The 20,653-nt window shown below is 73.4% G+C and carries 22 protein-coding genes; 8 read left to right on the forward strand and 14 right to left on the reverse strand.

The window, feature by feature from the left end; genetic code table 11:
- Positions 1-86: 86 nt before the first annotated feature.
- The 4 genes from gnd (at position 87) to FHL80_RS06640 (ending at position 6,563) form a co-directional block, all read left to right on the forward strand.
- Entirely contained in the window at positions 87-1,523 is a 1,437-nt protein-coding gene (gnd, locus tag FHL80_RS06625; protein WP_138732660.1) for an NADP-dependent phosphogluconate dehydrogenase, read from the forward strand.
- A gap of 213 nt (positions 1,524-1,736) precedes the next feature.
- Positions 1,737-3,272, forward strand: a complete 1,536-nt coding sequence (locus tag FHL80_RS06630) for a S8 family serine peptidase (protein ID WP_216870493.1) — start codon at positions 1,737-1,739, stop codon at positions 3,270-3,272.
- Positions 3,273-3,407: 135 nt separating this feature from the next.
- Positions 3,408-5,969, forward strand: a complete 2,562-nt coding sequence (locus FHL80_RS06635) for a putative bifunctional diguanylate cyclase/phosphodiesterase (protein WP_138732662.1) — start codon at positions 3,408-3,410, stop codon at positions 5,967-5,969.
- 33 nt (positions 5,970-6,002) lie between these two features.
- Positions 6,003-6,563, forward strand: a complete 561-nt coding sequence (locus FHL80_RS06640) for a GNAT family N-acetyltransferase (RefSeq protein WP_138732663.1) — start codon at positions 6,003-6,005, stop codon at positions 6,561-6,563.
- Between the two features lie 29 nt (positions 6,564-6,592).
- Here the strand turns inward: FHL80_RS06640 and FHL80_RS06645 are convergent, their stop codons facing one another.
- The 8 genes from FHL80_RS06645 to FHL80_RS06680 all read right to left on the reverse strand — a co-directional run bounded on the left by FHL80_RS06645 (position 6,593) and on the right by FHL80_RS06680 (position 12,241).
- Complete coding sequence (locus FHL80_RS06645) at positions 6,593-6,997, reverse strand: DUF4262 domain-containing protein (RefSeq protein WP_138732664.1); 405 nt, start codon at positions 6,995-6,997, stop codon at positions 6,593-6,595.
- A 114-nt stretch (positions 6,998-7,111) separates the two neighbouring features.
- The gene (locus FHL80_RS06650; RefSeq protein WP_138732665.1) at positions 7,112-8,065 is read right to left on the reverse strand and encodes a DNA polymerase domain-containing protein; all 954 of its coding nucleotides are present in this window, start codon (positions 8,063-8,065) and stop codon (positions 7,112-7,114) included.
- Between the two features lie 69 nt (positions 8,066-8,134).
- Positions 8,135-8,875 carry an MBL fold metallo-hydrolase gene (locus FHL80_RS06655; protein ID WP_138732666.1) on the reverse strand — a complete coding sequence of 247 codons (741 nt, stop codon included), beginning with the start codon at positions 8,873-8,875 and terminating at the stop codon, positions 8,135-8,137.
- Positions 8,872-9,690, reverse strand: a complete 819-nt coding sequence (murI, locus tag FHL80_RS06660; RefSeq protein ID WP_138732667.1) for a glutamate racemase — start codon at positions 9,688-9,690, stop codon at positions 8,872-8,874. The genes FHL80_RS06655 and murI overlap by 4 nt, the downstream gene beginning before the upstream one ends.
- Before the next feature lie 13 nt (positions 9,691-9,703).
- Positions 9,704-10,372: an HAD-IA family hydrolase gene (locus FHL80_RS06665; RefSeq protein ID WP_138732668.1), complete on the reverse strand. Its 669-nt coding sequence runs from the start codon at positions 10,370-10,372 to the stop codon at positions 9,704-9,706.
- A complete protein-coding gene (locus FHL80_RS06670; RefSeq protein ID WP_138732669.1) occupies positions 10,369-11,319 on the reverse strand; it encodes a PLP-dependent cysteine synthase family protein in 951 nt (316 codons plus the stop codon). The genes FHL80_RS06665 and FHL80_RS06670 overlap by 4 nt, the downstream gene beginning before the upstream one ends.
- Before the next feature lie 46 nt (positions 11,320-11,365).
- Positions 11,366-11,644: a MoaD/ThiS family protein gene (locus FHL80_RS06675; protein WP_138732670.1), complete on the reverse strand. Its 279-nt coding sequence runs from the start codon at positions 11,642-11,644 to the stop codon at positions 11,366-11,368.
- A gap of 123 nt (positions 11,645-11,767) precedes the next feature.
- On the reverse strand, positions 11,768-12,241 hold the full coding sequence (locus FHL80_RS06680; RefSeq protein ID WP_138732671.1) for a M67 family metallopeptidase: 474 nt from the start codon (positions 12,239-12,241) through the stop codon (positions 11,768-11,770).
- Between the two features lie 120 nt (positions 12,242-12,361).
- Here FHL80_RS06680 and FHL80_RS06685 point away from each other — a divergent pair, with 120 nt between their 5' ends.
- Positions 12,362-12,718 carry a hypothetical protein gene (locus tag FHL80_RS06685; RefSeq protein ID WP_138732672.1) on the forward strand — a complete coding sequence of 119 codons (357 nt, stop codon included), beginning with the start codon at positions 12,362-12,364 and terminating at the stop codon, positions 12,716-12,718.
- Here FHL80_RS06685 and FHL80_RS06690 read toward each other — a convergent pair.
- Positions 12,657-13,154, reverse strand: a complete 498-nt coding sequence (locus FHL80_RS06690; protein WP_138732673.1) for a DUF2017 family protein — start codon at positions 13,152-13,154, stop codon at positions 12,657-12,659. The genes FHL80_RS06685 and FHL80_RS06690 overlap by 62 nt on opposite strands.
- The gene (clpS, locus tag FHL80_RS06695) at positions 13,151-13,447 is read right to left on the reverse strand and encodes an ATP-dependent Clp protease adapter ClpS (RefSeq protein WP_138732674.1); all 297 of its coding nucleotides are present in this window, start codon (positions 13,445-13,447) and stop codon (positions 13,151-13,153) included. The genes FHL80_RS06690 and clpS overlap by 4 nt, the downstream gene beginning before the upstream one ends.
- A 61-nt stretch (positions 13,448-13,508) precedes the next feature.
- Here clpS and FHL80_RS06700 point away from each other — a divergent pair, with 61 nt between their 5' ends.
- Complete coding sequence (locus tag FHL80_RS06700; RefSeq protein ID WP_138732675.1) at positions 13,509-14,804, forward strand: nicotinate phosphoribosyltransferase; 1,296 nt, start codon at positions 13,509-13,511, stop codon at positions 14,802-14,804.
- A gap of 37 nt (positions 14,805-14,841) precedes the next feature.
- Entirely contained in the window at positions 14,842-15,411 is a 570-nt protein-coding gene (locus FHL80_RS06705) for an isochorismatase family protein (RefSeq protein WP_138732676.1), read from the forward strand.
- On the opposite strand, the gene serB is transcribed toward FHL80_RS06705, so the two are convergent.
- Both serB and ctaD read right to left on the reverse strand, forming a co-directional pair.
- A complete protein-coding gene (gene serB, locus FHL80_RS06710; protein WP_216870494.1) occupies positions 15,408-16,667 on the reverse strand; it encodes a phosphoserine phosphatase SerB in 1,260 nt (419 codons plus the stop codon). The two genes, FHL80_RS06705 and serB, sit on opposite strands and share 4 nt — an antisense overlap.
- Before the next feature lie 176 nt (positions 16,668-16,843).
- A complete protein-coding gene (ctaD, locus tag FHL80_RS06715) occupies positions 16,844-18,595 on the reverse strand; it encodes an aa3-type cytochrome oxidase subunit I (protein ID WP_138732677.1) in 1,752 nt (583 codons plus the stop codon).
- A gap of 295 nt (positions 18,596-18,890) precedes the next feature.
- Between ctaD and FHL80_RS06720 the strand changes: the two genes are divergently transcribed.
- The gene (locus tag FHL80_RS06720) at positions 18,891-19,169 is read left to right on the forward strand and encodes a GlsB/YeaQ/YmgE family stress response membrane protein (protein WP_138732678.1); all 279 of its coding nucleotides are present in this window, start codon (positions 18,891-18,893) and stop codon (positions 19,167-19,169) included.
- Positions 19,170-19,261: 92 nt separating this feature from the next.
- On the opposite strand, the gene FHL80_RS06725 is transcribed toward FHL80_RS06720, so the two are convergent.
- The gene (locus tag FHL80_RS06725) at positions 19,262-20,113 is read right to left on the reverse strand and encodes a putative RNA methyltransferase (RefSeq protein WP_246078502.1); all 852 of its coding nucleotides are present in this window, start codon (positions 20,111-20,113) and stop codon (positions 19,262-19,264) included.
- On the reverse strand, positions 20,110-20,628 hold the full coding sequence (locus FHL80_RS06730) for a metallophosphoesterase family protein (RefSeq protein WP_138732679.1): 519 nt from the start codon (positions 20,626-20,628) through the stop codon (positions 20,110-20,112). The genes FHL80_RS06725 and FHL80_RS06730 overlap by 4 nt, the downstream gene beginning before the upstream one ends.
- Between the last annotated feature and the right edge of the window lie 25 nt (positions 20,629-20,653).

Genomic DNA, 20,653 nt, shown 5'->3' on the forward strand with positions numbered 1-20,653 from the left:
GCCCCCCACCACTCGCAAGCTCGCGGCGGGTCCCTGCAGGAGGGCCGGGGCTGGCAGTGGCTCGTCCGATCAGGCAGGGTCGACCCATGAGTGATCAGATCGGCGTCACCGGGCTCGCTGTCATGGGCGCCAACCTCTCCCGCAACCTGGCCCGGCACGGCCACCAGGTGGTGCTGCACAACCGCAGCCGGGGGCGCACGGACGCCCTGGTCGAGCAGCACGGCAGCGAGGGCGACTTCGTGCCGACCGGCACGGTGCAGGAGTTCGTCGCCGCGCTGCAGCGACCTCGCAAGATCATCATCATGGTGCAGGCCGGTGCGGCCACGGACGCCGTCATCGACGAGATCGCCCCTCTCCTCGAGGAGGGCGACGTGCTGATGGACGGCGGCAACGCCCGCTACACCGACACCATCCGGCGGACCGAGGCGCTCACCGCCCAGGGCCTGCACTTCGTCGGCACCGGGATCAGCGGTGGCGAGGAGGGCGCGCTCAACGGGCCGAGCATCATGCCGGGCGGGTCGAAGGAGGCCTACGCGCTGGTCGGCCCGCTGCTGGAGTCGATCTCCGCCGTCGTCGACGGCGAGCCGTGCTGCACCCACGTCGGGGCCAGCGGCGCGGGGCACTTCGTGAAGATGGTGCACAACGGCATCGAGTACGCCGACATGCAGCTCATCGCCGAGGCCTACGACCTGCTGCGGCAGGGGCTGGAGCTCACCCCGGCCGAGATCGGTGACGTCTTCGCCAGCTGGAACGAAGGCGACCTGGACAGCTACCTCATCGAGATCACCGCCCAGGTGCTGCGGCACACCGACGCGGAGACGGGCACGCCGTTCGTCGACGTGGTGGTGGACGAGGCGGAGCAGAAGGGCACCGGCCGCTGGACCGTGCAGTCCGCGCTCGACCTGGGGGTGCCGGTCAGCGGCATCGCCGAGGCCGTCTTCGCCCGGGCGCTGTCCGGCCACCGCGAGCAGCGCCGCGCAGCGCAGGCGGTGCTGCCGGGTCCGGGCCGCCAGTGGGACGAGCAGGTGTCCGACCGCGACGCGTTCATCGAGTCGGTGCGCCAGGCGCTGTACGCCTCCAAGGTCGTGGCCTACGCGCAGGGGTTCGACCAGATCACCCAGGGCGCCGACCAGTACGGCTGGGACATCGACCGGGCCGCGCTGGCGAGGATCTGGCGCGGGGGCTGCATCATCCGGGCCAAGTTCCTGGACCGGATCGCCCAGGTCTTCACCGACGAGCCCGACGTCACCACGCTGCTCACCAACGACTACTTCCGCGATGCGGTGAGCGCGGGCCAGGAGGGCTGGCGGCAGGTGGTCGCCGGCGCCGCGCGGCACGGCGTCCCGGCGCCGGGCTTCGCCAGCGCGCTGGCCTACTACGACGGGCTGCGGGCCGAGCGGCTGCCGGCCGCACTGATCCAGGGGCTGCGCGACCTCTTCGGCGCGCACACCTACCTGCGCACCGACAAGGAGGGCGCGTTCCACACCATGTGGGGCGAGGACGGCCGGGAGATCAGCGCCTGATCTCCCCTGGTCGCCGTTTCCCGCTGTCGTGGTGGAGGGCGGCGACCCGGTGGTCACCCCCGGGGGTGATGGAGTAACGACTGCGTGCTGACACGGCGCGTGACGAGTGCGCTACTGATCGTGCATCACGGACCCGACTCTTCCGCCGGGTGCTGACACCAGGAACGGACAGGTGCACACAGTGTCACTTCTTTGCCTTCACGGACGATCGCTGTGAACGGCCGTCCGGCTCCTGCGGGCCGTCGGCTGGCCGCCGCCGCCGTCACCACGACGGCGCTCGCGTCGGTGGTCTTCACCGCCGTCCCGGCCAACGCCGCCAGCGGCCTCGGCTACGACGCGACCGGGGACAAGGGCTCGCTGAACAACATCGCCCAGGTGGTCGGCGCACAGGCCGCCTACGCAGCCGGGTACACCGGCAAGGGCGTCGGCGTGGCCCTGATCGACACCGGCGTGTCCCCGGTCCCCGGGCTCACCAGCGGCAACGTGGTCAACGGGCCGGACCTGTCCTTCGACAGCCAGGACCCGAGCACCGCTCATGTCGACGGGTTCGGCCACGGCACCCACCTGGCGTCGATCATCGCCGGGCGTGACGTCGCCGGCACTCCGGCGTCCTACCTCGACCCCAGCCGGTACACCGGTGTCGCACCCGACGCCAACCTGGTCAACGTCAAGGTCGGCGCGAGCAACGGCGACGTCGACGTCAGCCAGGTCATCGCCGCCATCGACTGGGTCGTGCAGCACCGCAAGGACGAGGCGCTGAACATCCGGGTGATCAACCTGTCCTACGGCACCGACTCGGTGCAGAGCAGCATGGTCGACCCGCTCGCCTACGCGGTCGAGAACGCGTGGCGGAACGGCATCGTCGTCGTCGCCGCGGGCGGCAACGAGGGCGACACCACCACGAACCTGGCGAACCCGGCATCCGACCCGCACGTGCTCGCCGTCGGTGCGATGGACTCGGCCGGCACGGACAGCACGACCGACGACACCGTCCCCTCGTGGTCCACCGACGGCACCGATCAGCGTCACGTCGACCTGACCGCCCCGGGCGTCTCCGTGCTGGGGCTGCGGGTGCCGGGCGGGACGGCGGACTCGGAGCACCCGCAGGCGCGCGTCGGCGACCGCTTCGCCCGCGCCTCCGGCACCTCGATGGCCGCCGCGGTGGTCAGCGGGGAGGCCGCCCTGCTGTTCCAGGCCAAGCCGGACCTGACCCCGGACCAGGTCAAGCAGATCCTCACCGGGTCGGCGAACGGCCTCAACAACGTCTCGACGTTGCTCGAGGGCGCCGGTACGACCGACCTGCGCAAGGCCCTCAAGGCGGTGCCGAAGACGGTCGTGGACCCCGCACCGTGGGGTACCGGCACCGGCTCCCTGGAGGCCGCGCGCGGCAACTTCCACGTCGTCGTGGGCGATGCCACCACGGGCGAGACCACGCTGTCCGGTGAGGTCGACGTCTTCGGCCAGGCCTGGGACGCCGGCACCTGGGCCAAGCTGTCCAAGGACCGGAAGGCCTGGCACGACGGCGACTGGCGCGGGGCGACCCTGACCGCCAAGGGCTGGAAGGACGTCGGAGGTGGCCGCAAGGCCTGGGTCACCGCCTCCTGGAGCACGCCCGGCACGGCGGTGGCGGACGGCGACTGGTCGGCCCGGATGTGGCGCGACGGCACCTGGTCGGCCCGGATGTGGCGCGACAGCATGTGGTCGGCCCGGATGTGGCGCGGCGGCTTCACCAGCGCCGGCTGGTTCTGAGCCGATGGCGAGGATGTGGGCGAGCGCCCGGCCCGTGAGCGGGCGACCGACTCCCCAGGACGGGTGAGACAGAGCGGGGTGTGACCTCAGGGTCACACCCCGCTCTGCCGTTCAAGGAGGGAAGGAGGTGCGCAGATGACGACCACGAACAGCATCCCGGCACCGCGGCGCTGGGTCCTGCCGCGGCTGGACCGGGAGGCCGGCTGGGTCCTGGCGATGAGCGCGGCCCTGGCCGTGTCGGCCGTGGTCGCCGGCTGGCCCTTCCTGGGGACGCCGGCGCTCGACGACGCCGTCCGGTTGCCCTGGTGGCTGCTGGCCGCCGGCTTCGCCGCGACCGAGGCCTGCGTCCTGCACATCCAAGTGAAGCGCGAGGCGCAGACCGTCTCGATCAGCGAGCTGCCCCTGGTCCTCGGGCTGTTCTTCGCCTCCCCGGCGCAGCTGCTGGTCGGGCGACTGGTCGGATCGGCTGCGATCCTGGTCTTCCACCGGCGGTCGTCGGTGTTGAAGACGGTGTGGAACCTGGCCTCGGTCGGTCTGCAGACCGCGGTCGCCGTGGCGGTGTTCCGCCTGGTCGCCACCGGGCACCACGAGAGCGACCCGATGACCTGGCTCGGCGCGTACGCCGGACCGATTGCCGCCAACTGCCTGGCCATCGTGGCCCTCGCCGGGGTGGTCGCCGTCTACGACGGTGACCTCCGGCCGCGCGAGGTCGCCCGCGACATGGTCACCGGCGACCCGGCCGCGCCGGCCGTGGTGACGCTGGGACTGGTGGCGGTCACCAGCCTGTCGGCCGCCCCGAGCTCGGCCTGGCTGCTGCTGCTGACCGGCGCCGGGCTCCTCCTCGGCTACCGGGCCTATGCCGCCCTCTCCGACCGCCACCTCAACCTGGAACGGCTCTTCCGCTTCACCCAGGCGGTCAGCAGCTCGCCGGAGGTCGAGGGGGTGCTGGGCAGCGTCCTCGGTGAGGCCAAGGAGCTGCTCCACTCCGAGCGCGCCGAGGTCGCCTTCCTGGCCTCGCCGCAGGGGGACGTCGCGACCGTGCGGCTCGGTGCGACCGACCGGCTGACCCGCGCGGAGGCACCGCAGAGCCCCGAGGACGAGTGGTTGCTGTCCCAGGTCGTCGAGGAGGGCAACCCCCTGCTGCTCCCCCGCACCACCCGTGACCCGGACATGCGCCGCTGGCTGGACGCGCACGCCGCCCGCGAGGCCGTGGCCGTCCCGCTGCGCGGCGGGGCCGGCGTCCTCGGCGCGCTCATCGTGACCGACCGGCTCGGTGACGTGCGCACCTTCGACCAGGACGACGTGCTGCTGATGGAGACGGTGGCCAACCACGCCGGCGTGGCGCTGCAGAACGGTGAGCTGGTCGACCAGCTGCGGCACGAGGCGCTGCACGACGCGCTGACCGGTCTGCCCAACCGGGCGGCGTTGATGCGCCGGCTGAGCACCGAGCTCGCCGAGGTGGCCGACGGGTCGTCGACGGGTGCCGCCGTCATGATCCTCGACCTGGACGGCTTCAAGGAGATCAACGACACCCTGGGCCACCAGCAGGGCGACCTGCTGCTGAGCGAGGTCGGCGCCCGGATCACCGCCGCCGTCGGCGGGGACGGGCTGGTCGCACGGCTGGGCGGGGACGAGTTCGCCCTGCTCGTCGACGGCACGTCGGACGAGGACCGCGTCGTCCGGATCGCCCGACGCGCCCTGCGCTCCCTGGAGCACCCGGTGGCGCTGGACGGCATGGAGGTGGAGGTCGGCGGCTCGCTCGGCATCGCCCTGGCCCCGGTGCACGCCACCGACCCGGCCGCGTTGCTCAAGATGGCCGACCTGGCCATGTACGACGCCAAGGCCTCCGGGCGCGGACTCCGCGTGTACGAGGCCGACCTGGACTCCTCCGACCCCCGCCGGCTCACGCTGGTCGCCGAGCTCCGCGCGGCCCTGAACCGCGGCGACGTCCGCGTGCACGTCCAACCGCAGGCGCGGGCCGACTCCGGCACCACCGTCAGCGTCGAGGCGCTCGTGCGCTGGGAGCACGCGGACCTCGGCTGGGTGTCGCCGGAGGAGTTCATCCCGATCGCCGAGCGGAGCGGCCTCATCGGTCAGCTGACCACGCAGGTGCTAGACCAGTCCCTGGCGGCCGTCGCGACCTGGGAGCGGCAGGGCCTGGAGCTCGGCATCGCGGTCAACCTCTCGGCCAGGAGCCTGCACGACCCCGACCTGGTCGACGAGATCGCACGGCTGCTGCGCCGCCACGGCGTGCCCGCCTCGCGACTGACCCTGGAGGTGACCGAGGGATCGGTCATGGCCGACCCGGCTCGGGCCATCGCCGTCCTGCACCTGCTGCGCGACCTCGGGTGCCGGCTCTCGGTCGACGACTTCGGGACGGGGTACTCCTCGCTGTCCTACCTCAAGCGCCTGCCGGTGCAGGAGGTGAAGATCGACCGGAGTTTCGTGACCGGCGTGCGCGAGACCGGGGAGGACATCGCCATCGTCGGGGCCATCGTCGGGCTCGGCCGCCACCTGGGGTTGTCCGTGGTCGCCGAGGGGGTCGAGGACGAGCGGACCTGGGACCTCATCGCAGCGACCGGGTGCGACCTCATCCAGGGCTGGTACGTCAGCCGCGCCATGCCCGCCGCCGACCTCCCCGGCTGGCTCCGCGGCCCTGGCCGCCCGGAGCAGCGCCCGGTCCTGCACGCGCTCTGAAGGAGCCGTCGGCCGGCCGCTACCGTCGAGGTGATGCCCCCGGACCCGTCGCTGCCGCCCTGGCCGGCGGTCCCGCCGGCGCACGGCCCGGTGGTCCTCCGCGCATTCACACCCGCTGACCTGCCCCTGGCGCTGGAGCTCTCGACGGACCCCTACGTCCCGTCGATCGGGACCCTGCCGGCGCACGCCTCCGAGGCCGAGGCGGCGGACTGGATCGTCCGGCAGCGGGGCCGGTGGGCGGAGGGCGCGGGCTTCTCCTTCGCGGTCGCCGAGGCGGCCACCGGGCGCGCCGTCGGGTCCATCGGCCTGTGGCTCCGGCAGCTGCCGGACGGCCGGGCCACCGCCGGGTACGCGATCACCCCGAGCGCCCGGGGCCGCGGCCTGGCGGCCGCGGCGCTGGTCGCCGTCACCGGGTTCGGCTGGACCATCCCGGAGCTGCACCGCGTCGAGCTGCACATCGAGCCGTGGAACGCCGGCTCGGTGCGCACGGCCGAGAGCGCCGGGTACGTGCGCGAGGGCCTGCTGCGCCGCCACACCGAGATCGCCGGGCGACGGCGGGACATGCTGCTCTACGCCGCCGACCGCGGCGGCTGACCCGGACGGCGCTGCGGCGACCGCCCCGCTCAAGCGCGCCACGTCCCCGGCCGGGGCTGGCACGCCGGGCCGCACGGGTAGGCCAGGTCCCACGGCCACGTGCCGTCGTGGTGCTGCCAGGTGAGCTGGGATGCCGGCACCGAGTGCTCGTCGGGCCACCGGTGGTGCCGGTTGGCGACGAACAGCACCTCCCCGGCGTTGGGCAGCTCCTCCACGACCAGCTCGGGGTGCCCCATCCCGAACAGGCCGACGGTGTAGCCGAAGGGCGGTCCGCCGTCATCCTCGCACGCGTCGTCGCCCTCGTCGTCACCCTCGGCGCAGTCGGCGCAGTCGCCGGGGAAGACGTACTGCACCACCCACCGGTGGGCGCGGATGAGCTGGGCGAGGTGGGTGTCCTCCTGGTCGAGCCAGGCTGTCGTCTGCTGGTCCGTCATGACCGGGACGCTGCCGGGCCGCACCGACACGACCGGGATGGGCGGAGGTGCCTGTGGACCGGCTGCCGGTCGGGGGACGACGGCGGGCACCCGGGCAGCCGCCGTGCTACGTGCTCAGCCGGCGTCCTCCGCCGCCCGCGCGCGGGCGCGGCGCTTGCCCTCGTGCATCGCCTGGACGCGGGCGATCGGGATGGTGTGCCCCTCGGCGACCAGGTCGGCGGGCAGCTGCTGCGGCTGGGGCAGCGCCGCAGCCCAGGGATCGCCGTCGCCGAGCCGCCCGACCGCCGTCGTCACGGTGACGTCGCCGGGGCGCACGCCCGCGAGGTCCTCCCAGCTCACCGGCGCGGAGACCGGCAGCCCCGGCCGCACCCGCGGGCTGTACGCGGCGGCGATCGTGCCCCGGCCCGAGCGGGTCGAGTCGACGAACACCCGCTCCCCCCGCTCGGCGACCACGTAGGCCGTGGTCGCGAGCTCGGGGTCCAGCCGCTCGGTGCGCGCGGCGAGAGCCCGGGTGGCCGCCGCGACGTCCTCGGCGGACGAGCCGTGCACCGGGACGACGACGTGCACCCCGGTCGACCCGCTGGTCTTCACCGCCGCCGTCAGCCCGGCGTCCGCCAGCGCCTGCCGGCACAGCAGGGCGGTGCGCACCACGAGGTCGAACTCGGCGCCGTCAGGCGGGTCGAGGTCGAGCACCAGGCCGGTGGGCTCCTCCTCCCCCACCCGGCTGAACGGCACGTGGAACTCCACGGCCCGCTGGTTGGCCAGCCACAGCAGCGTGCGCCGGTCGTCGGCGAGCACCTGGTGCACCTCACGCCGGGCCCGGTCGGACCAGGTGGCGACGGTCCGCACCCACTCCGGGGCGCCCTTCGGGACGTCGCGCTGGATGAACGGCGCCGCGCCCGGCCGGACCCGCTTGACCGTCAGCGGCCGGTCGGCCAGCAGCGGCACCAGCCGGTCGGCGAAGGCGTCCACGTGGTCGACCAGGTCGCGCTTGGTCACCTCCAGCCCGTCGCCCAGCGGCGAGTCCAGGCTGGTCAGCCGGACGCCGTCCCGTTCGTCGTCCACCATGGGGAGACCGTGCCGTGCCCGGGAGGACCGGGCAACCCCTCCGGCCGCTCCGCGCGGGCAGGAGGGTCCTCAGATCTGGTGGACCGCCGCGTGCTGCGCGAGCTCGGTGTCGGCGAAGACCTCGCGCGCGGCCGCCAGCTGGGCTCCCGCGTCGACCCAGGCCGGCACGTGGGTGACCAGCAGCCGCCCCACCCCGGCCTTGGCGGCCAGCTCCCCGGCCTGCCGGCCGGTGAGGTGCAGCCCGGGCGGGAGGTCCGGGCCCTCCGGGTAGGCGGCCTCGGCGAGCAGCACGTCGGCACCGCGGGCCAGCTCCACCACCGCGTCGCTGGGGCCGGTGTCACCGGTGTAGACCAGCGACCGCCCACCGACGGCCAGCCGGACGGCGTAGCACTCGACCGGGTGTGCGGTGCGCGCGGTCGTCACCGCGAACGGGCCGAGCGTCCAGCTGCCGGGGCCGATCGGGGTCACGTCGAACACGTCGTCGATCGGCCCGCCCGCGGGGTCGTAGGCGGTCGCCAGCCGGCGGTCGGCGCCGACCGGGGCGTACAGCGGCACCGCCCGGCCGTCGGAGCGTCCGGAGTACCGGTGCCAGACGATGAACGGCGCGGCGTCCAGGCAGTGGTCGGCGTGCAGGTGGCTGAGGTAGACCGCGTCGACGTCGGTGGGGTCGACCAGCCCCTGCAGGGCACCGAAGGAGCCGTTGCCCAGGTCGAGCACGAGGCAGAACTCCTCGTGCTGCACCAGGTAGCACGAGGCCGGGGACGACGGCCCGGGCGCGCTGCCCGCGCACCCGATGACGGTGAGCCTCACGCCGCGGCACCGACCTGGGTCACCACGTCGACCTCGGGGCCCAGGAAGCGGCGGCCGAGCCGGGCGAACGGCTCGGGGTCGCCGGTGGCCAGGAAGCGGTGCACCGGCGGGGGACCGTCGGGGTCGCGCAGCAGATCGGCGCGGGTGAGCACGCGGTACACGTCCTTCGCCGTCTCCTCCGCGCTGGACACCAGCGTCACCTCGTCGCCCAGCACCAGCGAGAGCACCCCGGTGAGCAGCGGGTAGTGGGTGCAGCCGAGCACGACCGTGTCGACCCCGGCGGCCAGCAGCGGGTCGAGGTAGGACTGCGCGAGCCCGACCAGCTGACGGCCGCTGGTGGTCCCGCGCTCGACGAAGTCCACGAAGCTGGGGCAAGCCGCGCTGGTGACGGTGATCTGCGGGGCGGCGGCGAACGCGTCCTCGTAGGCCCCGCTGGTGATCGTCGCCTGGGTGCCGATCACCCCGACCCGGCCGTTGCGCGTGGCAGCGGTCGCCCGGCGGACGGCGGGCAGCACGACCTCGACCACGGGGACGTCGTAGCGCTCGCGGGCGTCGCGCAGGCACGCGGCGCTGGCGGAGTTGCAGGCGACGACGAGCATCTTGACCCCGGCGGCGACCAGGTCGTCCATCACCGCCAGGGAGTGCCGGCGGACCTCGGCGATCGGCAGCGGGCCGTAGGGGCCGTTGGCCGTGTCGCCGACGTAGCGGACGGACTCGGTCGGCAGCTGGTCGAGGACCGCGCGGGCCACGGTCAGCCCACCGACGCCGGAGTCGAAGATCCCGATGGGCGCGTCGGCCCCTGCTGCAGTCGTCATCTCGCGGGTCAGGCTAACCGGCGGTGCCGACATCCCGGAGCAGCGCCGCGGCCGGCAGCAGCAGCCCGGCGGCGGTCCACCGGGCACCGGTGAGGTCGCGCACGACGACGTCGGCCGTCGTCCGCAGCGCGTCCCGCCCGACGCCGACGACCCGGCAACCGGCGGCCTGGCCAGCAGCGATGCCGCTGACGCTGTCCTCCAGGACCAGCACGTCGGTGGGGGCGAGTCCCAGCCGGTGAGCGGCGGCGGCGTAGCCCTCCGGGTCCGGCTTGCCTGCGGTGACGTCCTCGGCCGTGATCAGGATCTCGGGCAGCGGGACGCCGGCGGCGCGGAGCCGGGCGGTGGCCAGCTCCCGGACGCCGGAGGTCACGACGGCCCACGGCAGGCCGGTCAGCTGCGGCACGAGGTCCAGCACCCCGGGGACGGCAGTGGTGCCGGTGACGTCCTCGAGCTCGTAGCGGGTGATCGTCTCGACCGCCGCGTCGACGTCGGCCGGTGGGACGAACAGCGCCACCGTGTCCGCGGCCCGGCGTCCGGGCACCGCGGCCATGACCTCGGCCGGGTCCAGGTGGTGGTCGACGGCCCAGCGGCTCCACGAGGAGACGACGCTGACCTCCGAGTCGACCAGCACCCCGTCGTTGTCGAACAGCAGCCCTCGCGCCGGGAGGACGACGTCCGTCACGCCCAGAGCTGGCCCTCCAGTGCGGACGACGCCTCCTCCAGCGTGCCCGCGTAGGCGCCGGTCGACAGGTACTTCCACCCGCCGTCGCAGACGACGAAGACGATGTCGGCCTTGCGACCGGCCGCCACCTCCTTGTCCGCGATGCCCAGCGCCGCGTGCAGGATCGCCCCGGTCGAGATGCCGGCGAAGATGCCCTCGCGCTCCACCAGCTGGCGGGTGCGGTGGATGGCGTCGTCCGGCCCGACCGAGAAGCGGGAGTCCAGCAGGTCGGCGTCGTAGAGCTCGGGGATGAAGCCCTCGTCGATGTTGCGCAGCCCGTAGACGAGCTCGCCGTAGCGCGGCTCCGCGGCGATCACCTGGACGCCGGGCTTGTGCTCCCGCAGGTAGCGCGAGACGCCCATGAGCGTGCCGGTGGTGCCCAGCCCGGCCACGAAGTGGGTCATCGAGGGCATGTCGGCGAGGATCTCCGGACCGGTGCCGGTGTAGTGCGCGTCGGCGTTGGCCGGGTTGCCGTACTGGTACAGCATCACCCAGTCCTCGTGCTCGGCGGCCAGGCCCTTGGCGACGGCGACGGCCTGGTTGCTGCCGCCCGCCGCCGGGGAGCTGATGATCCGCGCGCCGTACATCTCCAGCAGCTGACGCCGTTCGATGGAGGTGTTCTCCGGCATCACGCAGATCAGCTGGTAGCCCCGCTGGCGGGCGATCATCGCCAGCGAGATGCCGGTGTTGCCGCTGGTGGGCTCCAGGATGGTGCTGCCCGGCTGCAGCGTCCCCTCCTTCTCGGCCGCCTCGATCATCGCGATGGCGGCCCGGTCCTTGATCGAACCGGTGGGGTTGTGGTCCTCGAGCTTGGCCCACAGCCGGACGTCCGGGGTGGGCGACAGCGAGGGCAGCCCCACGAGCGGGGTGTTGCCGAGCGAGTCGACGAGCGAGGCGAAGCGGGCCATGACGGTCTCCTGGAGGTGCTGCCGGTGCCGGGCGGGGACGCTCCGGTCAGCAGCCGCCGGCGACGGCCGGGAGGATGGTGACCGAGTCGCCGTCCTTGACGGCGGTGTTCAGCGCCCCGGTGAAGCGCACGTCCTCGTCGTTGACGTAGACGTTGACGAAACGGTGCAGCTTGCCCTCGTCGGTGACCAGGCGGTTCTTGATGCCGGGGTGCTGGCTGTCGATGTCGTCGACCAGGGCGCCCAGGGTGGCGCCGCTGCCCTCGACGGTCTTGTTGCCGCCGGTGTGGGTGCGCAGGATGGTCGGGATGCGGACCTCGATGGCCATTGCGGGAGAACTCCTCTTACCGGGGTGATGGGGAACCGCGTGCCGGCACGCGGGAGGTGCGACTGCTGCGGGGAACGCCGCGGACCCGGCGACGATTCCGCCGGGCGCTGGGTGAGCTGGCGCTCAGTCGTAGACGACGGTGGTCGGCGAGTGGCCGAACAGGTAGGACTCGACGACCTCGACGTCCTCCTCGCTCACCTCGCCGTCGACGATCCGGAAGCTGCGGAACTCCACGGTGTCCCCGGCCAGGCCGGTCCGCGTGCCGTGCTCCCGGGTGGACACCAGCACGTAGTGCGCCTCGGGCTCGGACGCGTAGCTGATGTCGGTGCGCGAGGGACGGGCCTCGGTCGCGGTGTGCGAGTGGTAGACGACCACCGGCACCTCGTCGCGGGCGTCCATGTCCCGGTAGAGCCTCAGCAGGTCGCCGCTGTCGAACTCGTAGAACGTGGGTGACCGGGCGGCGTTGAGCATCGGGATGAAGCGCTCCGGGCGGTCGCTGCCCTCGGGGCCGGCGACGACGCCACAGGCCTCGTCCGGGTGGTCCTCCCGGGCGTGGGCCACGATGGCGTCGTAGGTCGCGCGGTCGATGCGCAGCACGGCCCCAGTCTAGGCGCCGCCGCGCGGGCCGGTCCGCCTCCCCCTCGGGGTGCGCCGCCGGAGGACGGCGACCGGAACGGGCTGTGACGATCAGGTGTCCTACCGATAGCGTCGCGGACCGTGGTGATCGAGGTGCTCATGATCGTCGGCGTGGTGGCGCTGCCACTGCCGGCGCTCGTCCTCGGCTCCCGGCGGCTGCTGCGCCGGACCGGCCGGGCCAGCATCGACGAGCGCACCGACCGGGTGGAGCTGGTGCTGCTGGTCACCGGCCGGCTGATCGGCCTGCTGCTGCTGTTCGCGCTCTCCGCCGTCACCCTGGTGTCCTGCATCGGCGGGCTGGTCAAGGGCCTGTCGGTGCCCAGCCTGGTCTACGTGTTCTTCGTCGCCGACCTGCTGGTGGCCACCCTGGTGTTCCTCACCGTCGGCCGCCTCCGCCCGCCACCAGCGCGTCGACGAGCGACCCCTGCACGGCGGTGAGCCAGTAGTACACCGCCAGCTGGGAGCCCTCCTCCTCGGTTGGGTCCTCCGGCGGCTCGGTGTCCGCGGTGACCCCGAGCCGGGTGCCCAGCGCCAGGCGCAGGTCGTTGGTGGTGCGCAGCCAGGCCCGGGCCTGGTCGTCGTCCAGCCGGACCTCGCCGCCCTCCGGTGGCAGCGTCGCCCGGACGATCGCCAGGTCGTCGGCCTTGCCGCTGCGCAGCGCCGCCTCGGTCAGGTCCCGGTAGTCGGCCGCGATCTCCGGGTCGCTGGCGTGCCCGGGGGGCAGCAGCCGCTCCACCACCGGGTCGCCGCCGGAGTCGTCCGGGTCGGCGGCCAGCAGCTGCTCCAGCTGGTCCAGCAGCAGGCCGACGATGCTGGCCTCGGCGTCGACGAGCCGGGCGACGAGCTCGTCACCACGACGGCGGAACGGCCTCATGCATCCCTCTGGTAGCTGGCCCAGAGACCGTAGGCGTGCAGCCGGCTCGTGTCGTGCTCCATCCGCTCGCGCGGGCCCGAGCTCACGATCGCCTTCCCCTCGTGGTGCACCTGCAGCATCAGCTCGGTCGCGGTCTGCTCGTCGTAGCCGAACAGCTCCTGCAGCACGAAGGTCACGTAGGTCATCAGGTTGACGGGGTCGTCCCAGACGACGGTCACCCACGGACGGTCGAGGGAGTGGTCCTCCCCCGGCGTCGTGTCGGGCGTCCGTTCGGGCGCGAGCGGTCCGGCCACGTGATCACTCTAGGACGGCCCCCCGGGCGGTGCAGGCGGCGGCCACCTATCGTGCTGGTCCATGCCGAGCCCGTCCCCGCTGAGCCCCGCGCTGCTCACCGACCGCTACGAGCTGACGATGCTGGCGGCCGCACTGGCCGACGGCACCGCCGACCGTGACTGCGTCTTCGAGGTGTTCGCCCGTCGGCTGCCGCACGGGCGTCGCTACGGCGTGCTCGCCGGCACCGGACGCTTCCTGGAGGCGCTGGCCGACTTCCGGTTCGGCGACGCGGAGCTGGACGCGCTGCGCGCGCAGGGCCTCGACGACCCCACGCTGCTGGACCACCTGGCCGGGTTCCGGTTCACCGGCGACGTCGACGGCTACGCCGAGGGCGACTTCTACTTCCCCGGCTCCCCCGTGCTCACCGTGCGGGCACCGTTCGGCCAGGCGGTGCTGCTGGAGACGCTGGCGCTGTCGATCCTCAACCACGACAGCGCCATCGCCGCCGCCGGCGCCCGGATGGTCGGCGCCGCCTGCGGCCGGCCGTGCATCGAGATGGGTTCCCGCCGCACCCACGAGGAGGCCGCCGTGGCCGCGGCCCGGGCCGCGGCGCTGGTCGGCTTCTCCGCGACGTCCAACCTGGCCGCGGGCGCCCGCTACGGCATCCCGACGACCGGCACCAGCGCGCACGCGTTCACGCTGCTGCACGACGACGAGGCGGCCGCGTTCCGCGCCCAGCTGGACACCCTCGGCGTGGAGACGACGCTGCTGGTCGACACCTACGACACCGAGCAGGGCATCCGGACGGCGGTGCAGGTGGCCGGCCCCGAGCTCGGCGCGGTCCGGCTGGACTCCGGCGACCTCGCCATCCAGGCGACCTCCGCCCGGCAGCTGCTGGACTCCCTCGGGGCGACGAAGACCAAGGTGATCGTGACCAGCGACCTCGACGAGTACGCGATCGCCGCGCTCGCCGCCGCCCCCGTCGACGGGTACGGCGTGGGCACCTCCCTGGTCACCGGGTCGGGGGCGCCGACGGTGGGCATGGTCTACAAGCTGGTGGAGCGGGACGGCGTGCCGGTGGCGAAGAACTCTGAGGGCAAGCGCTCGGTGGGCGGCCGGAAGCACGCGGTGCGCCGGCACGACGCCGCCGGGACCGCGACCGCCGAGGTGGTCAGCCCGGCGCCCGTCGCCACCGGGGAGCACGACCGGGAGCTCGTCGTCCCGTTGGTGCGCGACGGGCAGCTGGTCGAGCCCCGTACCCCCGCGGCCGCGCTCACCGCCGCCCGCGAGCTGCACGAGCGGCTGCGCGGGACGCTGCCGCAGGAGGCCTGGTCGCTGTCCCGCGGCGAACCCGCCATCGACACCCTCACAGCCTGAGGGGGACCGCGCGGCAGCAGCCGGGCAGGATGAGGGCATGACCCGCGCACTGGTGATCGTGGACGTGCAGAACGACTTCTGCGAGGGCGGCAGTCTCGCCGTCTCCGGGGGGACGGCGGTCGCGCGGGCGATCAGCGCGCACGTCCCGGCCGCCGGGTACGCCCACGTGGTCGCCACCCGCGACCACCACGTCGACCCGGGCGGCCACTTCGCGGAGCAGCCGGACTTCCTGGACACCTGGCCCGCGCACTGCGTCGTCGGCACCGCCGGGGTCGAGCTGCACGGCGACCTGGACCGCCGCCCGATCGAGGCGGTGTTCGACAAGGGCGAGTACGCCGCGGCCTACTCCGGCTTCGAGGGCTCGTTCGACGGGCAGGAGCTGGCGGACTGGCTGCGGGCCCGGGACGTCGACGCGGTGGACGTCGTGGGCATCGCCACCGACCACTGCGTCCGGGCCACCGCGCTGGACGCGGTCGGCGCGGGCTTCGCGACCCGGGTGCTGCTGCACCTGACGGCCGGGGTGGCCCAGTCCTCCACCGAGGCCGCCCTCGACCAGCTCCGCGCTGCCGGCGTCGAGCTGGTGGGCGAGGTCGCGCAGGCTGCCTAGGGTGCTGCGTCGAGGACCTCGTCGCGGGTGAACCCCAGCACCTGCAGGACGGCGTCGAGGTAGGGCTGGTTGAGCGCCGCGTGCGCCTGCTCCCGGACGATCGGCTTGGCGTTGAAGGCGATGCCGAGCCCGGCGGCGTTCAGCATGTCCAGGTCGTTGGCGCCGTCCCCGACCGCGACCGTCTGCTCCAGCGGGATGCCGTGCTCGGCGGCGAAGCGGGCGAGCGCGCGAGCCTTGCCGGCCCGGTCCACGACCTCGCCGACCAGCCCTCCGGTGAGCCGGCCGTCAGCGACCTCGAGGGTGTTGGCGGCGGCGAAGTCCAGCCCGAGCGCCGCGGCCAGCGGATCGGTGATCTGGGTGAAGCCCCCGCTGACGATGCCGCAGCGGAATCCCAGCCGCTGCAGCGTGCGGATCAGGGTGCGCGCCCCCGGGGTGAGCACCAGGTGCTCGCGCACCTCGTCGAGCACGCTCACCGGCAGCCCGGCGAGCACCGCCACCCGCGCCCGCAGCGACTGCTCGAAGTCCAGCTCACCGTTCATCGCGGCGGCGGTGATCCGGGCGACCTCGGCGGCGCGACCAGCCCGGGCGGCCAGCTCGTCGATGACCTCCCCGCGGACGAGCGTGGAGTCGACGTCCAGCACGATCAGCCGCTTGCTGCGCCGGGCCAGCCCGGCCTGCTCGACCGCGACGTCGGTGCCGGTCTTCGCCGCGACGGTGGCCAACGCGGTGCGCAGCTCGGTCGAGCCGGCCCCGGAGACGGTGAGCTCGAAACTGGTGACCGGGTAGTCCGAGAGCCGGCGGATCGCCTCGATGTTGCCGCCGACGCCGGCGATGGCCTGGGCGGCACCGGCGACCGCGGCAGGGGGCACCGGCCGGCCCAGCACGATCACCTGGTGCCGGACCGTCCGCTCGCTGGGCGCGACGACCTCGACCGCCGCCTCCGCGGTGGGCTCGACGGTCACCTGCATGCCGGTGCGCTCGGCGACGTCGGCCGCGATGGGCTCCAGCCGGTCGGCGAGCGTGCTGGCACCGGTGGGTGCGGCGCCCCGCACCACGACACCGAGCACCAGCTGCCCGTGCACGATCACCTGCTCGACGTCGACCACCTCGACCGGCCCACCGGCCGCGGACTCCAGCGCGGCGAAGAGGCGGGCGGTGACCCCGGGGCGGTCGGCTCCGGTGACCGTCAGCAGGGCACCGGCCGACGCGGGCCCCAGGAGCGGGTCGATCAGCGCGGGGCGGGCGGCGTCGGTCACGACGTCATCGTGCCGGACCGCCGTCCGCCGTCCTCAGCAGGCCCGTCCGGGCCCGGACACGCGGACGCCCCGCCGGCCAGTGGCCGACGGGGCGTCCGTCCGTGACGAGCTGGAACGGCCCCGCTGCAGGGTCCCGCCGCGAGCCTGCGAGCGGTGGGGGGCAGCGGGGTCCTTCGTTACGTCGGATCGGGGTCGTTGGCCCCGGCCCGGCCACCGCCGGTCAGCCCGGCCTCCTGGGCGTAGGGCTCGTGGCGCTTGCCCGCGTGCGCCTCCACCTGCAGCCGGTCCTTCAGGTGCGGGTAGTGCAGCTCGAACGCCGGGCGCTCGGAGCGGATCCGCGGGATCTCGACGAAGTTGTGCCGCGGCGGCGGGGACGAGGTCGCCCACTCCAGCGAGTTGCCGTGGCCCCAGGGGTCGTCACGCAGGGCGAGCCGCCCGTGCTTCCAGGACTTGACCACGTTGTAGACGAACGGGATGACCGAGGCGCCCAGGATGAACGACCCGATCGTCGAGATCGTGTGCATCGTGGTGAAGCCGTCGGTGGCCAGGTAGTCGGCGTACCGGCGCGGCATCCCCTCGTTGCCCAGCCAGTGCTGGATGAGGAACGTGGCGTGGAAGCCGATGAAGGTCAGCCAGAAGTGCAGCTTGCCGACCTTCTCGTCCATCATCCGGCCGCACAGCTTCGGGAACCAGAAGTACAGCCCCGCGTAGGCGGCGAACACCACGGTGCCGAAGACGACGTAGTGGAAGTGCGCGACGACGAAGTAGCTGTCGTTGACGTGCCAGTCCAGCGGCGGGGAGGCCAGCAGCACACCGGTCAGCCCACCGAGCAGGAAGGTGATGAGGAAGCCGATCGCGAACAGCATCGGGGTCTCGAACGTCAGCTGGCCGCGCCACATGGTGCCGATCCAGTTGAAGAACTTGATGCCGGTCGGCACGGCGATCAGGTAGGTCAGGAACGCGAAGAACGGCAGCAGGACCGCGCCGGTGGCGAACATGTGGTGCGCCCACACCGCCAGCGACAGGGCGGTGATCGCGATGAGCGCGAACACCATGCCCTTGTAGCCGAACAGCGGCTTGCGGCTGAACACCGGGATGACCTCGGAGATGATGCCGAAGAACGGCAACGCGATGATGTAGACCTCGGGATGGCCGAAGAACCAGAACAGGTGCTGCCACAGCATCGGCCCGCCGTTCGCGGCGGTGTAGACCTGCGCGCCCAGGTGCCGGTCGGCCAGCAGCGCCATCAGCGCCGCGGTGAGGATCGGGAAGGCCAGCAGCACGAGGACGCTGGTGACCAGCGTCGCCCAGGTGAAGATGGACATCCGGAACATCGTCATGCCCGGTGCGCGCAGGCAGACGATGGTCGCCACGAAGTTCACGCCGCCGAGGATCGTGCCCAGACCACTGACCGCCAGGCCGGCGATCCACAGGTCACCGCCGGCGCCCGGGCTGTGCGCACCGGTGGACAGCGGCGTGTAGGCGTACCAGCCGAAGTCCGCCGCACCGCCGGGGGTCAGGAAACCCGACACCGCCAGCGACGAGCCGAAGAAGAACAGCCAGAAGGAGAACGCGTTCAGCCGCGGGAAGGCGACGTCCGGCGACCCGATCTGCAGCGGCATGATCAGGTTCGAGAACGCGAAGAACATCGGCGTCGCGAAGAACAGCAGCATGATCGTGCCGTGCATCGTGACCAGCTGGTTGTACTGCTCGGGCGAGAGGAACTGCAGCTCCGGGCGGGCCAGCTCACCACGCATCAGCAGCGCCATGAAGCCACCGACGAAGAACCAGATGAAGGCCGCCGTGGTGTACATGAGGCCGATGGTCTTGTGGTCGGTGGTGCGCAGCAGACCGAGGAGCCGCGACCCCTTCTCGGCTTCGTGTGCCGGACTCGGCCGGCTCACGATCGGGGCGGGTGCGATCGTCACGCCCGGAGCTTAGACCGTGCCCAACCGCCTCACGCGACGGGAGAGGCAGCCGGTGCGCCGCACGGTCGGGCCGGCCTCCGCGGACGTGCCCGTGGCCACACCGACGGCGCCGGAGGCGTGTCCCACCGACGGACGGAACCGCAGGTGGGGGACCTGTCGCGCGTCACCCGATCGGGTGCAGTCCATGAAACCTGTCGGTTCCGGGCGTTTGGCGGCGATCATGACGGGGAACATTTGATCTTGCGCTGGACGGCCCAGCGCACGACGGCGCTGCCGTCATGCGTAGGAGGCTCACGTGGACGTTCTCTGGAACATCATCGTCTTGATCGTCATCGGTGCGATCGCGGGCTTCATCGCCCGGGCGGTCATCCCGGGGAAGCAGGACATCGGCATCGGCTTGACGATCGTGCTCGGCATCATCGGGTCCGTGGTGGGCAACCTGCTGGGCAGCCTGATCTTCGAGCCCCACCGGTTCGAGCTGGGCACCTCCGGCATCATCGGGTCGATCATCGGCGCGATCATCGTGCTCGGCATCTACGTGATGGCCACGAACAAGCGCCGCATCACCCGCTGACGCACCGCCCGCGGCCCCGCGGGCAGCACTCCCCCGAAGGGCCCGGCCACTGCGGCCGGGCCCTTCTGGCGTCCTCGGCCTCCCGGCCTCCGTCAGGCGCCCGCCCGCCAGCTGCCGACGTCGACGGCCACCGTCACCTCGACCTCCGGAGGCAGTGCGGCGACCCGCGCGGCCAGCTCCGCCTCCCCGAGGTGCCGCGCGTGCGGCCCCATGCCGACCAGCGTGCGCACCGCGGCGTGGTCGAGGACGAGCCGCTCCCGGTGGTCCGACGTGCCGACCGGGCGCAGGTGCGGTCCGAGGCTCGCCGTGAGCCGGTCGGCCTTCGCGGGGTCCACGCTGAGCAGCCCGAGCGGACCGACCAGCTCGGTCAGGTGGTCCGCGGCCGGGGTCACGACGACGAGCCGCCCGCCCGGTCGCAGCACCCGGGCGGTCTCGGCCCCGTTGCGCGGGGCGAACACCACCAGCACCCGGTCCAACGCCGCGTCCCGCACCGGCCAGCGGGCCCACGTGTCGGCGACCACGGCCATCGCGCGCGGGTGCGCCCGGGCGGCCCGCCGCGCCGCGTACCGGGAGGCGTCCAGCACCACCCCGACGGCGCCCGGCGCCCGGTCCAGCACGCCGGCCAGGTGGGCTCCGGTCCCCCCTCCGGCGTCCAGCAGCGTGCGCGGCGACCCGTCGGCCAGGACGGCGTCGGCCAGCGCGGCGGTGATGCCGGCGTAGTGCCCCGCCGCCAGGAACCCGGCGCGGTCGGCGACCATGGCTGCTGAGTCACCCTCGTGCGGGGACCCGCCCGGCGGCAGCAGCGTCACGTGACCCTGCCGCGCCCGGTCGAACCCGTGCCCCACCGCGCACCGCAACCCGGCGACGTCGGCGCTGAGCGGCGCACCGCAGACCGGGCAGGCGAGCACGGCGACCGCTGCCTCCGGGAGCGGTGGCGCGCTCACCGACGGGGTGGTCGCACCGGCAACCGGTGCAGCGTCACGTCGGAGAGCACCCCGCCGCCGGCGGTACCCGTCAGGTAGGTGGCGAAGGGCTGCCGCCGGCGATCGGTGGGCGAGCCGGGGTTGAGCAGCCGCAGCCCGGTCGTCGCCGTCGTGTCCCAGGGGATGTGGCTGTGCCCGAACACCAGGACGTCGACGTCGGGGAACCGCGCCGCGCAGCGTTCCTCCCGCCCCTGCGCCGCGCCGGTCTCGTGCACGACGGCGAGACGCACGCCCTCCAGGTCGACCCGGGCGACCTCCGGCAGCCGTTGCCGCAGCGCGCCGTGGTCGTTGTTGCCGTGCACCCCGACCAGCCGGCGGGCCCGCCGCTCGAGCTCGTCCAGCAGCGCGACGTCCACCCAGTCTCCCGCGTGCACCACGACGTCGCAGGTCTCGATCCGGTCCCAGAGCGGACCCGGCAGGTCACGTGCTCGCTTGGGCACGTGGGTGTCGGAGATGAACACCACGGAAACCGGCACGACGACATCGTCCCAGGCCGCTACG

It is taken from the genome of Modestobacter excelsi, assembly GCF_005930495.1.
Lineage (GTDB): Bacteria > Actinomycetota > Actinomycetes > Mycobacteriales > Geodermatophilaceae > Modestobacter > Modestobacter excelsi.

Bases quoted from the DNA above. Each gene is read 5' to 3' on its own strand.
- FHL80_RS06675 (WP_138732670.1), bottom strand. From the start codon at position 11,644: ATGGCCATCGAGGTCCGCATCCCGACCATCCTGCGCACCCACACCGGC.
- FHL80_RS06690 (WP_138732673.1), bottom strand. From the start codon at position 13,154: ATGAGGCCGTTCCGCCGTCGTGGTGACGAGCTCGTCGCCCGGCTCGTC.
- FHL80_RS06640 (WP_138732663.1), top strand. From the start codon at position 6,003: ATGCCCCCGGACCCGTCGCTGCCGCCCTGGCCGGCGGTCCCGCCGGCG.
- FHL80_RS06635 (WP_138732662.1), top strand. From the start codon at position 3,408: ATGACGACCACGAACAGCATCCCGGCACCGCGGCGCTGGGTCCTGCCG.
- FHL80_RS06700 (WP_138732675.1), top strand. From the start codon at position 13,509: ATGCCGAGCCCGTCCCCGCTGAGCCCCGCGCTGCTCACCGACCGCTAC.
- murI (WP_138732667.1), bottom strand. From the start codon at position 9,690: ATGACGACTGCAGCAGGGGCCGACGCGCCCATCGGGATCTTCGACTCC.
- FHL80_RS06705 (WP_138732676.1), top strand. From the start codon at position 14,842: ATGACCCGCGCACTGGTGATCGTGGACGTGCAGAACGACTTCTGCGAG.
- gnd (WP_138732660.1), top strand. From the start codon at position 87: ATGAGTGATCAGATCGGCGTCACCGGGCTCGCTGTCATGGGCGCCAAC.
- FHL80_RS06645 (WP_138732664.1), bottom strand. From the start codon at position 6,997: ATGACGGACCAGCAGACGACAGCCTGGCTCGACCAGGAGGACACCCAC.
- FHL80_RS06670 (WP_138732669.1), bottom strand. From the start codon at position 11,319: ATGGCCCGCTTCGCCTCGCTCGTCGACTCGCTCGGCAACACCCCGCTC.
- FHL80_RS06650 (WP_138732665.1), bottom strand. From the start codon at position 8,065: ATGGTGGACGACGAACGGGACGGCGTCCGGCTGACCAGCCTGGACTCG.